This is a genomic window from Streptomyces sp. NBC_00568 (genome assembly GCF_026341855.1).
Lineage (GTDB): Bacteria > Actinomycetota > Actinomycetes > Streptomycetales > Streptomycetaceae > Streptomyces.
The window spans coordinates 4,353,272-4,369,709 of sequence record NZ_JAPENW010000001.1; the positions used below are offsets into that span (position 1 = coordinate 4,353,272).

Sequence of the window (16,438 nt, forward strand, 5' to 3'; positions counted from 1 at the left end):
CCCGGGCGGGTGAGATCGGGGCCGGACCCGAACGGGTGCGTCGATAAGGTTCCGCGGTGACCTCAACCTCAAGCGGAATGCGCCCTCTTCGCGGTGCCGACCTCGGCACGCTCGCCGTCATGGCTTTCAGCGGTGAAGCCCCCGACGGCGACATGCCCTATCTCCTCGCCTACTCCCTGGGCGACGGCGAAGGAGGCCCGGAAGGATCAGCGGCCGCCATCCGGCAGCTGCTGATCGACAACGGACTGCCGGTGGGCGACACGCTCATCGACGCCTCCCGGCAGCCGAGCCTGCCGCTCACCCTGCTCGTCGAGGCCGGCCAGGCCGTCGTCACGATGCCGCACCTCAACGCCCAGTGCGTCGCCCCGCCGGAGTGGCTCGCCGCGGTGAGTGAACGCGGCTATGCCTACTTCCTGTTCGCCACCCGCGCCTGGCCCGTGGCCGAGCCCGGCAAGCCCGTCGCACCGGAGAGCCTGACGGCCTTCGCGGGCGACGAGGAGACCCTGCTCAGCGCGTCGCACGTGCTGCTGCCCGCGCGCAGCCTGCGCGGCTGATGACGGCCGCCGCGGGACGGGGGGCGGGCGGCGGCAGCGGTGCGCACGGGCGCACCGCCGGCGGCAGCCGCGCCCTCGCCCTGCTGCTGGTGATCACGGGGGCGGCCGGCCTGCTGGCCGCGTGGGTCATCACGATCGACAAGTTCAAGCTGCTGGAGAACCCGAACTTCGTCCCGGGCTGCAGCCTGAACCCGGTCGTCTCCTGCGGCAACATCATGAAGAGCGACCAGGCCTCGGCCTTCGGGTTCCCCAACCCGATGCTGGGCCTGGTGGCGTACGGCGTCGTGATCTGTGTCGGCGTGAGCCTGCTGACCGGTGCGGGATTTCCGCGCTGGTACTGGCTGACCTTCAACGCGGGCATGTTCTTCGGCGTCGGATTCTGCACCTGGCTGCAGTTCCAGTCGTTCTACCGGATCAATTCCCTGTGCCTGTGGTGCTGTCTTGCCTGGATCGCCACGATCATCATGTTCTGGTACGTCACATCGTTCAACGTACGGAATGATTTTCTGCCTGCACCGGAATGGTTGAAGGGATTCCTCGAGGAATTCACCTGGGTTCTTCCGGTGCTGCACATCGGTGTCATCGGCATGCTGATCCTCACCCGCTGGTGGGATTTCTGGACGAGCTGATTCTCCGTAGGGACGACTAATGAGTCCGTCGGGGGAATCTTGAGCTGATGGCGTTCCCGGAATCGTTACGCGGTACGGACGCTGAGCCCCCGAATCCTGAAAGGGACCGTACCTGAGATGAAGCCGACCACACGAGGAACTCTCGCCGCCGTCATGACCGGTGTGGCGGCGGTGGTGGGTGCCGCCGCCGCGACCCCCGCCGTCGCGGCCGAAACGGTCCCCATCCCCGTGCCGCTGAACGGTGTCGAGCAGGCCCTCGGCCTGCAGGCGCCCAGGATCGCGGGTGAACTGCCGGTTCCCCTCCCGGGCGGGCTCGAGGGGCCCCGGTACGTCGAGGGACGGATGATCCCCGACCGGGCGGTTCCGCAGGTGCCGCTCAGCGGCGGGCTGCCCGGGGCGGACGTCCGTGCGCCCCTCCCGCACGTCCTCGGTGACGGCTTCGACCACCTCGGTCTCGCCGCACCGGCGGCCGACCTGCGGACGCTGACCCCCGGACTGTCCCTGGACTCCCCGCTCGGCGCGCCGAACCCCGACCGCCTCGGCCTTCCCGGCCTGAAGCTGCCTCAGGCCGCCGTGCTCGCACCGCTGCTGAAGACCGTGCCGGGGGCGAACCTGGAGATGGGCTCGGGGGCCTAGCCCTCCCGGGGGAGCAGGCCCGGGTGTCCGGACCGGGCCTGCCGACCGAACCATCGGGGGCCGCCGTCGTTGAACCCTGCTGAAGCCGGCCGAATCCGCCTGAATCCGTCGAGGAGAGAAGCATGTTCGTCAGCTGGGTGTCGAGCAGAGTGCCGAGGCGTGAGCCAGGTGTCCGGGGACGCGGCCGCGGCGCGGCGCGTGTGGCGGGTGGAGTGGCGGTGACCCGGCGCGGCGCGCTGCGTGGACTGCTCGTGTCCGCCGTCGGCGTGGCGCTGGCCCCGGTCGTCGCGGCCTCGCGGCCGCCGCACCCGCTCCGGTCCGACGACCTCTCCTTCGACGAGGTGTACCGCGGCAGGCACATCCTCGGCACGAAGAGCGGTTCGGACGGCACGGCCGCGTTCTCCGGCGGCGAGTGGCAGGTCACGGTGGACGGCCGGCCGCTGCATCTGATGCGCCGCGCGGACGGCGGCTATCTCAGCATGGTGGACCACTACGAGTCGTATCCGACTCCGCTGGCGGCGGCGCGGGCCGCCGTCGACGAACTGGGCCCCGCCGAGCGTCTGCGGACCACGGAGGACGAGGAGGCCGGCGCGGACGCGGGCGGCGCGCGGGGGAGCGACGCGGAGGAACCGGGCCTCGGCGGACGGGGCGTCGGCGGAAGCGGCGAGCGGGAGAGCGGTACGGAGGGGAGCGGCCACCACCATGGTGTACACGCGTAAGAACGTCAGCAAGCTCACGAGCGCGGAGCGGCGCCGCTTCGTCACCGCGATGCTGGAGATCAAACGCCGCGGAGAGTACGACGAGTTCGTCCGGATGCACATCGAGTACTACGTCTCGGACGGAGACGGCGGACTGCGCTCGGCTCACATGGCGCCCTCCTTCCTGCCCTGGCACCGGCGGTTCCTGCTGGACCTGGAGCGGTCGCTGCGCCGCGTGGACTCCGGGGTGAGCGTCCCCTATTGGGACTGGACGCGGGATCGTACGACGAAGTCCGCGCCGTGGACCAAGGATCTGCTCGGCGGTGACGGGCGGCGCTCGGACCGGCAGGTCATGACCGGACCCTTCGCCTACGCGCAGGGCAACTGGACGATCAAGGAAGGGGTGACCGACGGCGAGTTCCTCACGCGCGAGTTCGGCCGCCCGCGGCAGCCGCTCCAACTGCCCACGCAGCGCGACCTGAACACCGCCCTGGAGGACCCCGTCTACGACACGGCTCCCTGGAACTCGACATCCACGCGGGGCTTCCGGAACCGGCTGGAGGGGTGGGGGCGCGGGTCGGGCAACTCCGCGTGGGGCAACCACAATCGCGTCCACCGCTGGGTCGGCGGCCACATGCTGGGCGGAGCCTCCGTCAACGACCCCGTCTTCTGGCTGCACCACGCCTTCGTCGACCTCCAGTGGTCCCGCTGGCAGAAGCGGCACGCGGGCGCGCGCTATCTGCCCGAGCGGCCCCCGGGTCTCGGCAACTCCCAGCACGGCCGCATCGTCGCCCGGCACGAGAAGATGCCCCCGTGGGGCGTGACGCCGGACTCGATGGAGAGCCACAGCCGCATCTACCGCTACGCGTAGCGGCCACGACTAGGCCCCCGGCAGCGACTTCCCGCCGGGGGCCTTTCGCGTACGTGGGCTCAGTTGCCGTAGCCGCCGTGCTGCTCCTTGTGGTGGCCACCGTCGTTCACGCAGGTGTTGCCGAACGCCGGGTTCAGCAGACCGACGATGTCGATCGTGTTGCCGCACACGTTGACCGGCACGTGGATCGGGGCCTGAACGACATTGCCCGAAAGAACACCGGGCGAGCCGACGGCCTCGCCCTGGGCGCCGGCGTCAGCCATGGCCAGACCGGCCCCGCTGAGCGCCACGGCACCCGTGCCCACGACGACTGCGGCGGCCTTCGCGATGCGAGACATCACGTTCTCCTTTGAATCGATGAGTGCGGTGGCTCGGACGCGACCGCACTCCCCCTTCAACGCGTCCACCCACGCCTGGTCACGGGCGTTCACCGGAGGATCACCCTTAGATCGCGGCCGGCCGGGCGGTCGTACACGCGCTCGGGCCCGCACCGCCCCTTCAACAGGCCTGTCAGGCAGGGCGACCCGAAGAATCGGCCGACCGGGCAACCGGCCGGCCGTGCCCCGTCAGCCGAGGCGGCGCAGTGGTGTGCCCGCCAGGTACGCCTGGATGTTCTCGACCGCCGCGCCGTAGTACGTCTCGTAGTTGGAACGCGACACATAGCCGAGGTGAGGCGTGGCCAGCAGACGGGGAGCCGAGCGCATCGGGTGGTCGGCGGGCAGGGGTTCGACGTCGAACACGTCGAGGCCCGCTCCGGCGATCCGCCCCGCGTGCAGCGCGGCCAGCAGCGCGTCCTGGTCGACGATCGCCGAGCGCGAGGTGTTGACGAGAAAGGCGGTCGGCTTGAGGAGGGCCAGTTCGGCGGCGCCGACCAGGCCCCGGGTGCGGTCGCCGAGCGCGAGGTGGACGGAGACGAAGTCGCTGCCCGCCAGCAGCTCTTCCTTGGAGGGGGCGAGTTCCACCCCGACCTCGTCGGCCCGCTCCGTGCCGAGGTTCTGGCTCCACGCGCTGACCCGCATGCCGAAGGCGAGGCCCACCCGTGCCACCTGGCCGCCGATCCTGCCCAGCCCGAGCAGGCCGAGCCGACGGCCGTGCAGATCGGCGCCGACCGTGCTCTGCCAGGGGCCGCCCGCCCGCAACCCGTCGTGCTCCGCGACGATCCCCCGCGCCAGACCGAGCAGCAGCGCCCAGGTCAGCTCCACCGGGGGCGTCGAGGAACTCGGGGTGCCGCACACGGTCACCCCGTGCGCCTCGGCGGCCGCGTAGTCGATCACCGTGTTGCGCATACCGGAGGCGATCAACAGCTTCAGCCTGGGCAGCCGGGCCAGCAGAGAGGCCGGGAAGGGCACGCGTTCGCGCAGGGTGACGACGATGTCGAAGTCCGCCAGCGCGGCGGCCAGCGCGTCCTCGTCGGCGAAGTGCCGGTCGAACGCGGTGACTTCCACGGTGTCCGCGACGGGCGACCAGTCGGCGATCTCGGTCGCGACGCCCTGATAGTCGTCCAGCACGGCACAGCGAAGTCGCATGTCAGGTCCCTCCGAGGTTCAGCCGGACCCTACCCGAGCGCCGGCCCCGGGGAGCCGGGCGGTCCGTGACCGATGCCTCGGGGGGTAGGGGGAAGCCGACACGGTCAATCGCTCCCCATGGCAGTATCTGGGCTTCATGAGGGCGTCCCTGGCGGTACGGAGCTTGCGCGCGGCGGTGTTCGCCGCGCTGTGCGTGCTGCTGGCCGCAGGGGGGCATGTGCTCGCCACCGGACAGGCGCCGCCGAACTGGGCGGACGCTGCCGGACTCCTCGCCGTCTTCGCCGTCGGCTGTCCGCTGGGCGGCCGGGAACGGTCCCTCTTCGGGATAGGCGGCGCCATGCTCGCCGCGCAGGCCGGGCTCCACCTCGGGTTCGAGGCCGCCCGCCCGCGCATGGCGATGACCATGCACGGGTCATACATGACGCATCCGCACACCCACGCCCTGACGCCCCATGCCACGGCCGCGCATGTCGCCGCCGCCGTGCTGGCGACCTGGTGGCTGCGGCGCGGCGAGGCCGCCCTGTGGTCCCTGCTGCGCCGGGCGGCCACGTTGGTGCCGGGGCTGGCCGCTTGGTGGAGGGTGCGGAGGGGGCTGTCTCCCCTCCGGCCGCGCGAGGACGCCGCGGGCCGGACACCCGCCGAGCCGTGGTCGCTTCGGCAGGCGCTGCTGCGGCACGCCGTCTCCCGTCGGGGACCGCCGGCAGGGCTCGCGTACACGCCCTGACCACGTTCCCCTTCCGTACGGAGTTCCCCAGATGTCCCCGATGAGCACCACCCTGCGCCGGACCGGCACGCTCGCCGCCCTCACCACCGCGGGCGTCCTGGCCGCCGCCGGCGCGGCCTTCGCGCATGTGACGGTCCACCCCGAGAGCTACGCCAAGGGAGCCACGGACGGTGTCCTGAGCTTCCGCGTCCCCAACGAGGAGGACACCGCCAGCACCACCAAGGTGCAGGTCTTCCTGCCCACCGATCACCCGGTCCTGGGCGTCCTGGTCACCCCGCAGGCGGGCTGGACCGCGAAGGTGACGACCATCAAGCTGAAGAAGCCGATCAAGACGGACGACGGCACGATCAGCGACGCCGTCTCCGAGATCACCTGGACCGGCGGCAGGATTCGCCACGGCGAGTTCCAGGACTTCGACGTCGCCTTCGGCCAACTGCCGGACGACACCGACCAGCTGACCTTCAAGACGCTCCAGACCTACTCGGACGGCAAGGTCGCGCGCTGGATCGAGGAGGCGAAGAAGGGCGGCGAGGAGCCGGAGAACCCCGCTCCGGTACTGGCCCTCACCGCCAAGGGCGCGGCCGAGGAGAACTCGGACGGGGCCGCCGGATCCGACGCGTCCTCGTCGTCCTCGTCGTCCTCGTCGTCCTCGTCGTCGTCCTCGGCCTCCTCGGAGGGCGAGGAATCGACCGCGAGCGACAAGAGCAGTGACTCCACCGCGCGCGCTCTGGGCACGGCGGGCCTCGTCGTCGGCGTCCTCGGCCTGATCGCGGCCGGATTCGCCGTCGTGCGTGGCCGGAGCACCCGCTCCTAGCACCTGTCCGGTGCGTGGCCGCCGCCCCGCCGGTGTCGACTCCCGTCGGCGGGGCGGCGGCCCCCACGGTCACGCTCCGGCACCCCGTGGATCACCACATGAGCCGCCGTGCCGTGGCCGGAACGCTGCCGCGTGACCGCGTGACCGCGTGACCGCGTGACCGCGTGACCGCGTGACCGCGTGACCGAGTGACCGGTCGGCTGGGGCCTGGGGCCCGGGCCGTTCAGTCCTGCGGCGGAGTCTGCTTCCTGCGGAGGAGGACCACCACTGCCCCGCCGATCACGACGAGGGCGATGGCCATGCCCGCGATGACCGGAGTCGCGTTGGAGCCGCCTGTCTCGGCGAGGTCGGTGCCCCCGCCGGAGCCGCCGACCGACGCCGGGCTCGGCTCACTGAGCGTCTGGGTCGAGATGTCGCTCGTCGCGCCCTGGGTCTTGCAGTCCAGCACGCCCTTGAAGCGCTTCTCGACGCCGTTCGGGCCGGCGATCGTGAAGTCGTACGCCTGGTCCTCCTGCAGCGGGATGGTGATCCGCTGGGCCACGCCCGCCTCGATGGTGTGCTCGATCCCCATCAGCTCGAACGTGAACGGCTCGTCGCCCTTGTTGGCGGCCGTGATGTCCACGCCGCCCTTGGCGCAGTTCTTCTGGGCGGACAGGGCGGGTATCGCGCCCGTCTCCGCCCAGTCGGCGACCGCCGTGGCGGAGACGGTGGACTCGCTGGAGCCCGCGAGGATCTGCGTCTGGCTACGCGTCTCCGAGGCGAAGGCGCGGCCGACCGGCACGGTCGTGGAGGCCTGCACGCTGAGCGAGGCGGAACCGTCGGGGCTGTCCTCCGGGACGTCGAAGAAGAGCTTGCCGCCGTCGGCGGCGGAGGTGACCGCCCTGCCGTCCTTGTCGACGACCTTCACGCCGCTGGCGGCGGTGTCCGCGGGCGGCGTCACCGTCACGCTCTCCGCGTTGGTGTGCACCGTGACCGGGCCGAGCCGCTCGCCCGCGTGGCCGGAGACCGCGGCCGGGTCGAGCGTCAGTGAGGCCGCGGGCTCCGGAAGGTTCCGCGCGTTCTTCTGCAGATAGTCCGCGAGCTTCTCCGCCTGCGGGTCCGCGGCGTCCACGTCGGCGCCGTCCGAGTACCGCCAGATGGCCACCTGAGTGCCGGCCGCCGCGTCCTGCTCGGTGAGGCCGGTGACACCGGCCTTCTCGGCCAGCGCCGCCAGGTCGTTCACCTGCGGGTAGGAGTTCTGCAGGATCCAGCGGATCCTGCCCGCGTCCTTGTTGCCGTTCAGCGACGTGCCGCTCCAGGAGGTCTCCTGGTACTTGGCGTCCCGCTGCGTCGGGTTGTGGAGGTCGACGCAGTAGGTCTGCAGCATGCCGCCGTCGTCGACGGACATCTCGAACAGACCGGCCGAGACCCAGGAGTCCTCGCCGTTGTCGTGGACGACCGCGGAGCCGTAGGTCTTCAGCTCGCCCAGGGTGGCGGTCGCTCCCCCCGGGCTCTGCGGTGTCCCGTCGGCGACGGCCGTACCGGCGGCGGCGATCGTCCCCGCGGCGGCGAGTCCCCACACCAACGCCGCGGCGGCGAGGCGGGCCGCCCCTCGCCCGCGCGTGGACGACACCGAGAACGCAGAAGACACAGAATTCCCCTTCAGGCAGGACCCTTTGACATGGGGGACGGTCCCGCCAGCAGAATCAGAAGCCCCGAGAGCTGTGTTGGGCATCCTAAAGAAGCGCCGCATCGCACTCCCCGGTCATGTCATCCGATAACCGATCCGACTCGTAATCGTTATCGCGACCACGCCCGTGAGCTGCGCCTATCGACAAATCCACGAGAAGCGACGGAGCGTATTTGTCGATAAGCCGCAGTTCGGTCAGATCGTTGCTGCCTCTGACATCACGTCACCCCGGCCGGTTCGGGACGCTGTTGGGACGCGTCGTCCGGCCGAGCGTCCGGCGCCGATTCCCAACTGGGTTCAGGCCGGTGCGCCGAAGCCGGCTCGCTCTCCTTGGACGCACGCCGGAAGGCCGACGTACCGCGGGAGAGGTCGTGGCCGATCGCCACCGCGTCGATGTCCGCCGACGTCCAGCTCTGCCCGTCGCGTGTCTCGGTGCGCACCTTCAGCCTGCCCTGCACGATGACGGGATCGCCCACCGACACCGAGGCCCCCACGTTCGTGGCGAGCGCGCGATTGGCCCACACCGTGAAGAAGTTGGTGTGCCCGTCCGTCCACCCGTTCTTCTCGCGGTCCCAGTACCGCGAGGTCACCGCCAGCCGGAACCGCGCCGACGCGCCGTTCGCCAATTCCCGGTACACGGGCCGTGTCGCCACATTGCCCACCGCGCACACCATCGTCTCGTTCATCGTGAATCCCTCCCGTGCGAATGCGTCTGCCGCGGCGAGCGCATGCGCTGCGATCGCCGCGGGATCAGACTGCCTCCGCCGGGCCGGGCCCGCCGAGCGCTGTGTACTACCCGCCGGTTGTGGAAAACCGCGTCACCTGACCGGGGCACCCGCCGGCGCCGTTCCCATGACCCGCCCGTACTGCTCCCGTACCTCGCGGTACCGCAGCAGCTCCGCGGCCACGGGGTCCAGTACCCGGGCTCTTCCGCATCCGGAAGCCGCCTCGCGCAATCGCCGTTCCGCTTCGAGGCCGTAGCGCCGGGCCGGCCCGCGCGCCGCCATCCTGCTGCTCCACTCCACGGCCGGGCCGCCGATGATGCCCGCCACCATCAGCAGCACCGGAACCCCGAGATTCGGCGACATGACGCCGACGATCTGCCCCATCAGCCAGAGCCCGCCGATGACCTGGAGGATCGTCATCGAGGCCTGTGCGAGCACCGCGACGGGCCACCAGCCGGGCCGCGGCGGCCGTCCGCCCGGTGTCGTCGCGCGCGTCGCCATGTCGTCCAGCGCCTCGGGCAGCCCCTGCGCGCCGCGTACGGCCGCCTCGCGGACCGCCTGGGCCCAGGGCGCGGGAAGCCCGTACGCGGCCCGGTCCGCGACCGTCCGCACCGCCTGCTCGACGCGCTGGCGCGCGGTGGCCTCCTCGTCCGCGGGGGTGCGCACGGGCAGACGACCGGTCTGGGGTTCGCGCCGGTCCTGGTACCAGCGCCACAGCCGCAGCCAGGGCGTACCGCACGCGCGGTTGGCGTTGCGGCGCCAGGCCCGCTCGGCGGCCTCACCGGTCGCGACGGCGCCCACCGCGTCCGCGAGCCTGTCCGCGAACTCGTCGCGCGCCTCCTCGCTGAGCCCGACCCGCCTCCCCGTCGCGTAGACGGGCCGCAGCCGTGCGGCGGCCGCGTCGAGATCGGCCGAGATCCGCCGTGCGGCGGCACCGCGTTCGGCCACGAACTGGCCGAGACACTCGCGTAGTTCGGGGATTCCTTCCCCGGTGAGCGCGGACAGCGAGAGGACGGTCGCGCCCGGTTCGCCGTACTCGCCGAGCGCGATGCCGTCCTCGTCGAGCAGCCGCCGCAGATCGTCGAGCACCTGGTCGGCGGCTTCGCCGGGAAGCCGGTCCACCTGGTTGAGGACCACGAAGGTGACCTCCGCGTGCCCGGCCAGGGGCCGCAGATAGCGCTCATGGAGGACGGCGTCCGCGTACTTCTCCGGATCCACCACCCAGATGACCGCGTCGACGAGCGCCAGGACGCGGTCCACCTGTTCGCGGTGCTGGACCGCCGCGGAGTCGTGGTCGGGCAGGTCGACCAGGACCAGGCCGCGCAGCTGTGCCTCCGCCTCCGCGCTCTGCAGCGGGCGTCTGCGCAGCCGCCCGGGGATGCCGAGCCGGTCGATGAGGGTGGCCGCGCCGTCGCTCCAGCTGCAGGCGATGGGGGCCGAGGTCGTCGGCCTGCGCACGCCGGTCTCCGAGATGGCCACGCCCGCGAGCGCGTTGAAGAGCTGCGACTTGCCGCTGCCCGTGGCCCCGGCGATCGCGACGACGGTGTGCTCGCCGGAGAGCCTGCGGCGGGCGGCCGCCTCGTCCAGGACCCGGCCCGCCTCCGCGAGCGTCCTGCTGTCGAGCCGGGTGCGGGAGAGGCCCACCAGCTCGCGGAGCGCGTCCAGGCGCGAGCGCAGCGGCCCGTCGTACGCGAGGGGGGAGGGAAGGGCAGGGACGGCGGTCGCGGTCTCCACCACCGGCGTCTGGTACCTGCCGGGGGCCGTCTCGGTCACGCGGCGTGCGATGAGGCCGTCGTCCCAGACCGGGCCGTCCTCCGCCCGCGCGGGGTCGTCGCCCTCCCCGCGCGCGCGGGGTTTCACTTCGGAGGCCTCCTTCGGGGCTTCCTTCCCCGGCGCGTCGTCGCTCCGAGCGGCCCGGCCGCCGTCGCCGCTCGTGCCGCTCTCGGTCTCTTCGGCGCCGTCCGGGGACCCGGCCCCGGAACTCGCCGCATCCGGGCGCCCGTTCTCCGGAGTGTCCTCGGCGCGGTCGTGGCCCTCGGCGCCCGCGGCACCCGTCGCGGAGGGAACGTTCTCGGGGGCGCCGTCCTCGGAGCGGTCCTCTCCGGGACGGCCGTCCCCGGGTCGCTTGTCTCCGGGACGGTCGGCCTGATCCGTGTGGTCAGTGACGGCAGTCACCGCGGTCACCTCTCCTTCTGCAGTACGGACAGCGCGGCGATGAGTTCGGCCTGGGGTTCTGGATGGACGTCGAGCGCTTCGAGGGGCGCGAGACGGCGCTCGCGCTCGGCGTGCAGGGCCGTGTCGATGAGGTCCGTGAGCAGCCGGCCGCCCTTGTCGCGCAGCCGCAGCGCGCCGTGCGCCCCGATCCGCTCGGCGAGCCCCTCACCCGCGCTGCGTGCCCTGCGGCCGCCCAGGAGCGCGGTGGCGACCAGCGCGGCCACCACCGCGGCGTCCGGCGCGACACTCTTGTCGAGGTCGCGCACTTCCTCCTCGGCGTACTCCTCCAGGACGCGCCGCCAGCGTCGTACGGCCAGGCCGATCCGGTGCTCGGCGCTCTCCAGGGCCGGGTCACGATCCGTCAGCCCCGGCGCTCCCGAGGCCGGTTCGCGGCGCCAGGCCTCGTCCACGCGTTCGTCGGCGGCCGTGACGGAGCACAGCAGCAGGGCGGACAGGCTCTCCACGAGCGCGTCCAGCAGTTCGTCGGCGGTGCAGTCGAGGGGATAGGCGCGCCAGCGCTTGAGGGCGTCCCCGGAGAGCACGGCCCCGGCCTGCAGACGCCCCTTGGCGCGCGTGTGTTCGCTGTCGTACGCCCCGTCGACGGCGGCGGTGAGCCGTGTCGCGGCGGCGTACTGCGCGGCGGTGGCGCCGGCCAGTTCCGGCATCCGCGACTTCAGGGAGTCGAGGACTCCGTGGGCCGTACGGGCCATCGCGCTGTGCCGGGCGCCCGGGTCCTGGGCCTGGTGCGTGAGCCAGGTGCGCAGCGGTGCGACGGCGGTGGCCGGCAGCAGGCCGCCGCCCCAGGCGGACTCGGGCAGTTCGGGCACGGTGAAGCGGGGTACCTCGCCGAGTCCGGCCTTGGCGAGCAGCGCGCCGTACTGCCGCGAGACCTCGGAGACCACCTGGTGCGGAACCCGGTCCAGGACCGTCACCAGGGTCGCCTTGTGTTCCTTGGCGGTGCGCAGCAGATGCCACGGCACGGCGTCGGCGTACCGTGCGGCCGTGGTGACCATCACCCAGATGTCGGCCGCGCAGATCAGTTCGGCGGCCAGCACGCGGTTGTCGGCCACCAGGGAGTCGACGTCGGGCGCGTCGAGGAGGGCGAGGCCGCGGGGGAGTGTGTCGGCGGTCTCGATGCGCAACACCCGCTCCCCGCGGTCGGTGAGGGCGGGGAGATCGTCGCCGGGTTCCCGATGGGGCACCCACACGCGCGTGAGCTGGGGCAGTACGCGCATGCCGCTGAACCAGTGATGGTCCTCCGGATGGCACACGAGCACCGGCGTACGGGTCGTCGGGCGCAGCACGCCCGCCTCGCTGACCCGGCGCCCCACAAGGGAGTTGACGAGGGTCGACTTGCCCGCACCGGTGGATCCTCCGATGACGGCGAGAAGCGGTGCTTCGGGTTCTCTCAACCGGGGCACCAAATAGTCGTCGAGCTGTGCGAGCAGTTCGTCGCGGTTGGCACGCGCGCGTGGAGCCCCCGCCAGGGGCAGCGGAAAGCGTGCGGCGGCGACACGGTCGCGCAGGGCGGAAAGTGCATCGAGCAGCTGAGGCCGTACGTCCAAGGTCACCACATGTGAAGAATGCCCAATTTTGGAGTCTTTCTGAAGCATATGGGTATGTCTGCGCGCCGACAGGACACACGGGGCGGAAGGGATGACTGGGGCGCAGGCATAACGAGTGCACAACACCCGATGCGCGAGACGCCAAAAGCGGTGCACGATTCGTACCTGCCTGCGATTATCAGGACCGCTTCACTGAACCTCCACATCGAGCCACGGAGGCGAAGCACGAGGGACAGGGATGCGGGAGCTCTATCCTTGTCCCCGGCAAGGTCACGGATCAGCCCACACCCGGGCACCAGGACACAGGCCGACACACCCGGCCCCCGTAGCTCAGTGGATAGAGCAGGCGCCTTCTAAGCGCTTGGCCGCAGGTTCGAGTCCTGCCGGGGGCGCCAGTCTCCGCCCTCCCCTTTGGGAGGGCTTTTTGCTGGTCAAGGCATGTTTTGACTCCCGGCACGGGGAACCGGACCGCCTCCAGGCGATTACGGAGCGGGTCCGGCGCTGTCCGTCTGTCACCGGGTTTCTGCGGGTCGCCGTGTCGCATACGTGCCGAAGTTCTCGTAGGCCCGTCAGAGGAAGCGCGGCGTGGTGTGGCTCGGTCTCGCCGGTGTTGTCGCCGGTTCGCACACGGTCGAAGTCCTGGAGATCGCCGCGCCGGAAGGCGACAACCGGCCTGCCCGAGGGTCCTTCCGCGGGCACCGCATCGGTCCTTGCCCTGTCGCGTCCGAGACGTGGAGTAACGCAGGCCGGAAGCGCAGACGCCGTTCCGGGGGTCCGACGCACACCAGACGCTTCCCCAAGGGAAGTTCTTCGCTTGTCGGCCCGTCCTGTCCCTGTTGGCGAGCTGTCCTGTAGCTGTCCCAGAGCGTACGTACAACCATTCGGCCGCCGCGTACGTCGTAGGGCGCAGTTGATCAGATCAATTGCAGGTTGCTCACAGCACGCGCTCGACAACGGAGACCCATGCACGCCAGACGTACCACCCTCGCTGCTGCCGTGGCCCTCGTGGCAGCGGTCTGCACACCGCTCCTGACGGCCCCCGGGGCGTCGGCGGCCCCCGCCAAGCTGTCCGACGACTTCAACGGCGACGGCTACCGCGACCTCGTCATGCTGGGCGGCTCGCACGGCAAGGACGGCCGGGTCACCGTCGTCTACGGCACGTCGTCCGGTCCCGGCACCCGCGTCCAGGTCATCCACCAGGACTCGGCGGGCATCCCGGGCGTGGTGGAGGCGGAGGACGGGTGGGGAACCGCCGCCGCCACGGCCGACCTCGACCGCGACGGGTACGCCGACCTGGTGGTCTCCTCGCCCGGCGAGGACGTCGGCGACGTGCAGATGCGCGGCGGGCTGACCGTCGTCTGGGGCAGCGCGACGGGCCTCGGCTCGGGCACGGTCTTCAACTCGCCGGTCCCGCAGGAGTACGAGGGCTCGGGTGATGTGTTCGGCGAGGACGTGGTGTCCGGCGACTTCGACGGCGACGGGGACCAGGACCTGGCCGTCACCAGCAACAGCCGGGCGGGCGTGGTCCTCTTGAAGGGTCCCTTCACGCGTACCGGCGGCAAGAGCGGCTGGGACTCCCTGGGCGGCTCCTACGGCTACCTGTGGGCCGCCAACCTGGTCGCCGGCCGGGTCACCGCGGATGCCGCCACCGACCTGTACATCCTCGGCCGCGACCTCCAGGGCGACACCGGCGACCTGGACCTGCGGGCCTACTTCCACCGCGGTGGCGGCACCTTCACCCAGCGCGCGGGCGGGCTGCGGGTGCCCGACGACGGGGGCCACCAGGGCGGCGACATCCTCTCCGTAGGCGACTTCGACAAGGACGGCCACGGCGACCTCGCCATCGGCCGCGGCTACGAGCCGGGCGACGGCGAACGCGGTTACGTCACCGTCCAGTACGGCGGCCCGAACGGTCCCGACACCGCCCGCAAGCCGGTCAAGTTCACTCAGAACACCACCGGTGTGCCGGGCTCCTCCGAGAGTGAGGACTACTTCGGCTCCGCCATCGCCGCCGGCGACGTCAACGGCGACGGCTACGCGGACCTCGCCGTCGGAGCCCGCGGCGAGGACCTCGGCACCAAGCGCGACGCCGGCTCGGTCACCGTCCTGTTCGGCCGCGCGGGCGGCCTGTCCGGCACCGGCGCCAAGTCCTACACCCAGGACACCTCCGGCATCACCGGCACCGCCGAGACCCAGGATCAGTTCGGCGCCCACCTCAAGTTCACCGACTACACCCGCGACGGCCGCGCCGACCTCATGATCGACACCAACGAGCAGCTGGGCTACGAGGACCGCTGGGGCCTCGTCCACCTGCTGAAGGGCTCCGGCTCGGGCATCACGACGACGGGCTCGAAGTCGTACTCCGTGACGTCGCTGAAGCTGTCGTATGCGCGCCTGGGCGGGCCGTTCGCACGCTGACCCACTGACCGCCGATGAGCGACCCACAGCCAGGCCCGTCGGTCGCGGCGTCCACCGACTGTCGCCGTGCCGGTCATCGGCCCAGGCCGTTCGGGGGACACGCGGGCCTCGGCCGGCGCCTTCCCCGCCCCGCGGGGGCATCCCTTGATGGAACGAAAGGGAGACATGATGGCGCTCTATCTATCGAGGTTCAGCTACACCCCTGAGACTTGGGCGAGACTGACCGGCCATCCGGAGGACCGCGCACAGGCCGCTCGGTCGTACATCGAGTCCGTCGGCGGGAAGCTCCATGGCTTCTGGTACGCCTTCGGCACGCACGACGGCTACAACCTTTGGGAAGCTCCGGACAACGTGTCCATGGCCGCGGTTGCGCTGGCGATCAGCGGAGGCGGCGCGCTCAACTCGTTCGAGACGATTGTTCTCCTGACCGTCGATGAAACGATGGAGGCCCTGCGCACAGCCGAGCAAATCCAGTACCGGGCTCCTGGCGCGTAGCGGTCCAGATCAGCTACAGATCCGGGTTCAGGCTCAGGCTGCGTACAGCAGAGAAGTCGTTGCGCGAGTCGCCGTGGGGTCAATTCCCACACCCACCGCAGACGAGGCAACGGTCCCCGACGTGGATACCAGGTCGGGGACCGTTGCCTCGTCTGCCGTCCGTGAGTGCCACGGTTCACCGTGGGGGTCAGGGCATCGGCTCGGGCAGCCGGACGGCGCGAAACGACGCCCCGGGTCACCTCAGTGTGTGTGACGTCCTGCCCGATGCCGCGTCGATCTCGTCGTGGGCCTTGGTCAGCAGTTGCATGGCGAGTTCGTTCAGGGCCCTCGCGCCCGCGACCTCCTCGCCGACCCTGGGCTGGTTCGAGTCGGACGGGTGGCGGCTGGCGTACCCGTGGGCACGCACCTCGCTTCCGTCGGGGAGCCGCAGAAGGGCGGCCGCGCGGGTGCGGTGCTCGTCCTCCTGGAATTCCATCTCGACGTGCCAGCCGACCGTGGTCCGTGTCTGCGTCTGTGTCATCGCGATCACCTCCGAAGCCGCCGCCCCCTGGTGAAGCCCCTAGGAGAAGTGTGCTCCTCCGGCCGTCCTGGCACGAGGCGAGGGCGCGGAGGGTCACGCGACGTGGTGTGCCGGTATCTGTGCTGCGACCGCGACGCCGTCCGATCCGCCGTCCTCGCCCGAGCGATCGCGACCGGCCGGAGTGGACCGGGTGGAGCGGACCGGCCGGAGCGGACCGGCCGGAGTGGACCGGGTGGAGGCCGGCGGCGACGGCCGGTGGCGGCATCGCCACCCGTGCGGCCGGAGAACGTCCAGGGTCACGGGTTCCCGATGAGACCGGCGGCCCGGTACATCCGCCGCGTACCGCCGGCCCCTCTCCCAGGGGAGTCACGGCCGTTTCC

The 16,438-nt window shown here is 71.5% G+C and carries 16 protein-coding genes and 1 tRNA gene; 10 read left to right on the forward strand and 7 right to left on the reverse strand.

What is annotated here, in order from left to right; translation table 11 throughout:
- Positions 1–56 precede the first annotated feature (56 nt).
- The 5 genes from OOK38_RS18970 to OOK38_RS18990 all read left to right on the forward strand — a co-directional run bounded on the left by OOK38_RS18970 (position 57) and on the right by OOK38_RS18990 (position 3,388).
- The gene (locus OOK38_RS18970; RefSeq protein ID WP_266758908.1) at positions 57–554 is read left to right on the forward strand and encodes a DUF5949 family protein; all 498 of its coding nucleotides are present in this window, start codon (positions 57–59) and stop codon (positions 552–554) included.
- The gene (locus OOK38_RS18975) at positions 554–1,183 is read left to right on the forward strand and encodes a vitamin K epoxide reductase family protein (RefSeq protein ID WP_266758906.1); all 630 of its coding nucleotides are present in this window, start codon (positions 554–556) and stop codon (positions 1,181–1,183) included. The genes OOK38_RS18970 and OOK38_RS18975 overlap by 1 nt, the downstream gene beginning before the upstream one ends.
- Before the next feature lie 117 nt (positions 1,184–1,300).
- Positions 1,301–1,819 (forward strand): hypothetical protein, encoded by a 519-nt coding sequence (locus OOK38_RS18980; RefSeq protein WP_266758904.1) that lies wholly within the window; start codon positions 1,301–1,303, stop codon positions 1,817–1,819.
- A gap of 212 nt (positions 1,820–2,031) precedes the next feature.
- Positions 2,032–2,538, forward strand: coding sequence for a tyrosinase cofactor (locus tag OOK38_RS18985; RefSeq protein ID WP_266765690.1), 507 nt, complete (start codon positions 2,032–2,034; stop codon positions 2,536–2,538).
- A complete protein-coding gene (locus OOK38_RS18990; RefSeq protein ID WP_266758902.1) occupies positions 2,522–3,388 on the forward strand; it encodes a tyrosinase family protein in 867 nt (288 codons plus the stop codon). The genes OOK38_RS18985 and OOK38_RS18990 overlap by 17 nt, the downstream gene beginning before the upstream one ends.
- Before the next feature lie 59 nt (positions 3,389–3,447).
- Here the strand turns inward: OOK38_RS18990 and OOK38_RS18995 are convergent, their stop codons facing one another.
- Together OOK38_RS18995 and OOK38_RS19000 are read right to left on the reverse strand one after the other, a co-directional pair.
- Positions 3,448–3,726 (reverse strand): chaplin, encoded by a 279-nt coding sequence (locus OOK38_RS18995; RefSeq protein ID WP_266758901.1) that lies wholly within the window; start codon positions 3,724–3,726, stop codon positions 3,448–3,450.
- A 228-nt stretch (positions 3,727–3,954) separates the two neighbouring features.
- Positions 3,955–4,914: a D-2-hydroxyacid dehydrogenase family protein gene (locus OOK38_RS19000; protein WP_266758899.1), complete on the reverse strand. Its 960-nt coding sequence runs from the start codon at positions 4,912–4,914 to the stop codon at positions 3,955–3,957.
- Between the two features lie 136 nt (positions 4,915–5,050).
- Here OOK38_RS19000 and OOK38_RS19005 point away from each other — a divergent pair, with 136 nt between their 5' ends.
- Positions 5,051–5,638, forward strand: a complete 588-nt coding sequence (locus OOK38_RS19005; protein ID WP_266758897.1) for a hypothetical protein — start codon at positions 5,051–5,053, stop codon at positions 5,636–5,638.
- Positions 5,639–5,669: 31 nt separating this feature from the next.
- Entirely contained in the window at positions 5,670–6,452 is a 783-nt protein-coding gene (locus OOK38_RS19010) for a YcnI family protein (RefSeq protein WP_266758895.1), read from the forward strand.
- Between the two features lie 223 nt (positions 6,453–6,675).
- Here the strand turns inward: OOK38_RS19010 and OOK38_RS19015 are convergent, their stop codons facing one another.
- The 4 genes from OOK38_RS19015 to OOK38_RS19030 form a co-directional block, all read right to left on the reverse strand.
- Positions 6,676–8,082 carry a Cys-Gln thioester bond-forming surface protein gene (locus OOK38_RS19015; RefSeq protein WP_266758893.1) on the reverse strand — a complete coding sequence of 469 codons (1,407 nt, stop codon included), beginning with the start codon at positions 8,080–8,082 and terminating at the stop codon, positions 6,676–6,678.
- A 257-nt stretch (positions 8,083–8,339) separates the two neighbouring features.
- Positions 8,340–8,807: a single-stranded DNA-binding protein gene (locus OOK38_RS19020; RefSeq protein ID WP_266758892.1), complete on the reverse strand. Its 468-nt coding sequence runs from the start codon at positions 8,805–8,807 to the stop codon at positions 8,340–8,342.
- Positions 8,808–8,939: 132 nt separating this feature from the next.
- Entirely contained in the window at positions 8,940–11,021 is a 2,082-nt protein-coding gene (locus tag OOK38_RS19025) for a GTPase (protein ID WP_266758890.1), read from the reverse strand.
- Between the two features lie 5 nt (positions 11,022–11,026).
- Positions 11,027–12,634 carry a dynamin family protein gene (locus OOK38_RS19030; protein WP_266758889.1) on the reverse strand — a complete coding sequence of 536 codons (1,608 nt, stop codon included), beginning with the start codon at positions 12,632–12,634 and terminating at the stop codon, positions 11,027–11,029.
- A gap of 310 nt (positions 12,635–12,944) precedes the next feature.
- On the opposite strand from OOK38_RS19030, the gene OOK38_RS19035 reads away from it, so the two are divergent.
- The 3 genes from OOK38_RS19035 to OOK38_RS19045 all read left to right on the forward strand — a co-directional run bounded on the left by OOK38_RS19035 (position 12,945) and on the right by OOK38_RS19045 (position 15,538).
- Positions 12,945–13,020: transfer RNA gene (locus tag OOK38_RS19035), tRNA-Arg, on the forward strand.
- Positions 13,021–13,588: 568 nt separating this feature from the next.
- Positions 13,589–15,043 carry an FG-GAP and VCBS repeat-containing protein gene (locus tag OOK38_RS19040; protein WP_266758887.1) on the forward strand — a complete coding sequence of 485 codons (1,455 nt, stop codon included), beginning with the start codon at positions 13,589–13,591 and terminating at the stop codon, positions 15,041–15,043.
- A 168-nt stretch (positions 15,044–15,211) separates the two neighbouring features.
- Entirely contained in the window at positions 15,212–15,538 is a 327-nt protein-coding gene (locus OOK38_RS19045; protein WP_323178845.1) for a GYD domain-containing protein, read from the forward strand.
- Between the two features lie 235 nt (positions 15,539–15,773).
- Here OOK38_RS19045 and OOK38_RS19050 read toward each other — a convergent pair whose 3' ends face one another.
- Entirely contained in the window at positions 15,774–16,058 is a 285-nt protein-coding gene (locus tag OOK38_RS19050) for a DUF1876 domain-containing protein (RefSeq protein ID WP_266758884.1), read from the reverse strand.
- Positions 16,059–16,438: the final 380 nt, after the last annotated feature.

Excerpts from the sequence above, each read along its gene's own strand:
- OOK38_RS19010 (WP_266758895.1), top strand. The coding sequence starts at position 5,670 with ATGTCCCCGATGAGCACCACCCTGCGCCGGACCGGCACGCTCGCCGCC.
- OOK38_RS19050 (WP_266758884.1), bottom strand. The coding sequence starts at position 16,058 with ATGACACAGACGCAGACACGGACCACGGTCGGCTGGCACGTCGAGATG.
- OOK38_RS19040 (WP_266758887.1), top strand. The coding sequence starts at position 13,589 with ATGCACGCCAGACGTACCACCCTCGCTGCTGCCGTGGCCCTCGTGGCA.
- OOK38_RS18995 (WP_266758901.1), bottom strand. The coding sequence starts at position 3,726 with ATGTCTCGCATCGCGAAGGCCGCCGCAGTCGTCGTGGGCACGGGTGCC.
- OOK38_RS19045 (WP_323178845.1), top strand. The coding sequence starts at position 15,212 with ATGGCGCTCTATCTATCGAGGTTCAGCTACACCCCTGAGACTTGGGCG.
- OOK38_RS18975 (WP_266758906.1), top strand. The coding sequence starts at position 554 with ATGACGGCCGCCGCGGGACGGGGGGCGGGCGGCGGCAGCGGTGCGCAC.
- OOK38_RS19020 (WP_266758892.1), bottom strand. The coding sequence starts at position 8,807 with ATGAACGAGACGATGGTGTGCGCGGTGGGCAATGTGGCGACACGGCCC.
- OOK38_RS19000 (WP_266758899.1), bottom strand. The coding sequence starts at position 4,914 with ATGCGACTTCGCTGTGCCGTGCTGGACGACTATCAGGGCGTCGCGACC.
- OOK38_RS19005 (WP_266758897.1), top strand. The coding sequence starts at position 5,051 with ATGAGGGCGTCCCTGGCGGTACGGAGCTTGCGCGCGGCGGTGTTCGCC.
- OOK38_RS18990 (WP_266758902.1), top strand. The coding sequence starts at position 2,522 with ATGGTGTACACGCGTAAGAACGTCAGCAAGCTCACGAGCGCGGAGCGG.
- OOK38_RS18980 (WP_266758904.1), top strand. The coding sequence starts at position 1,301 with ATGAAGCCGACCACACGAGGAACTCTCGCCGCCGTCATGACCGGTGTG.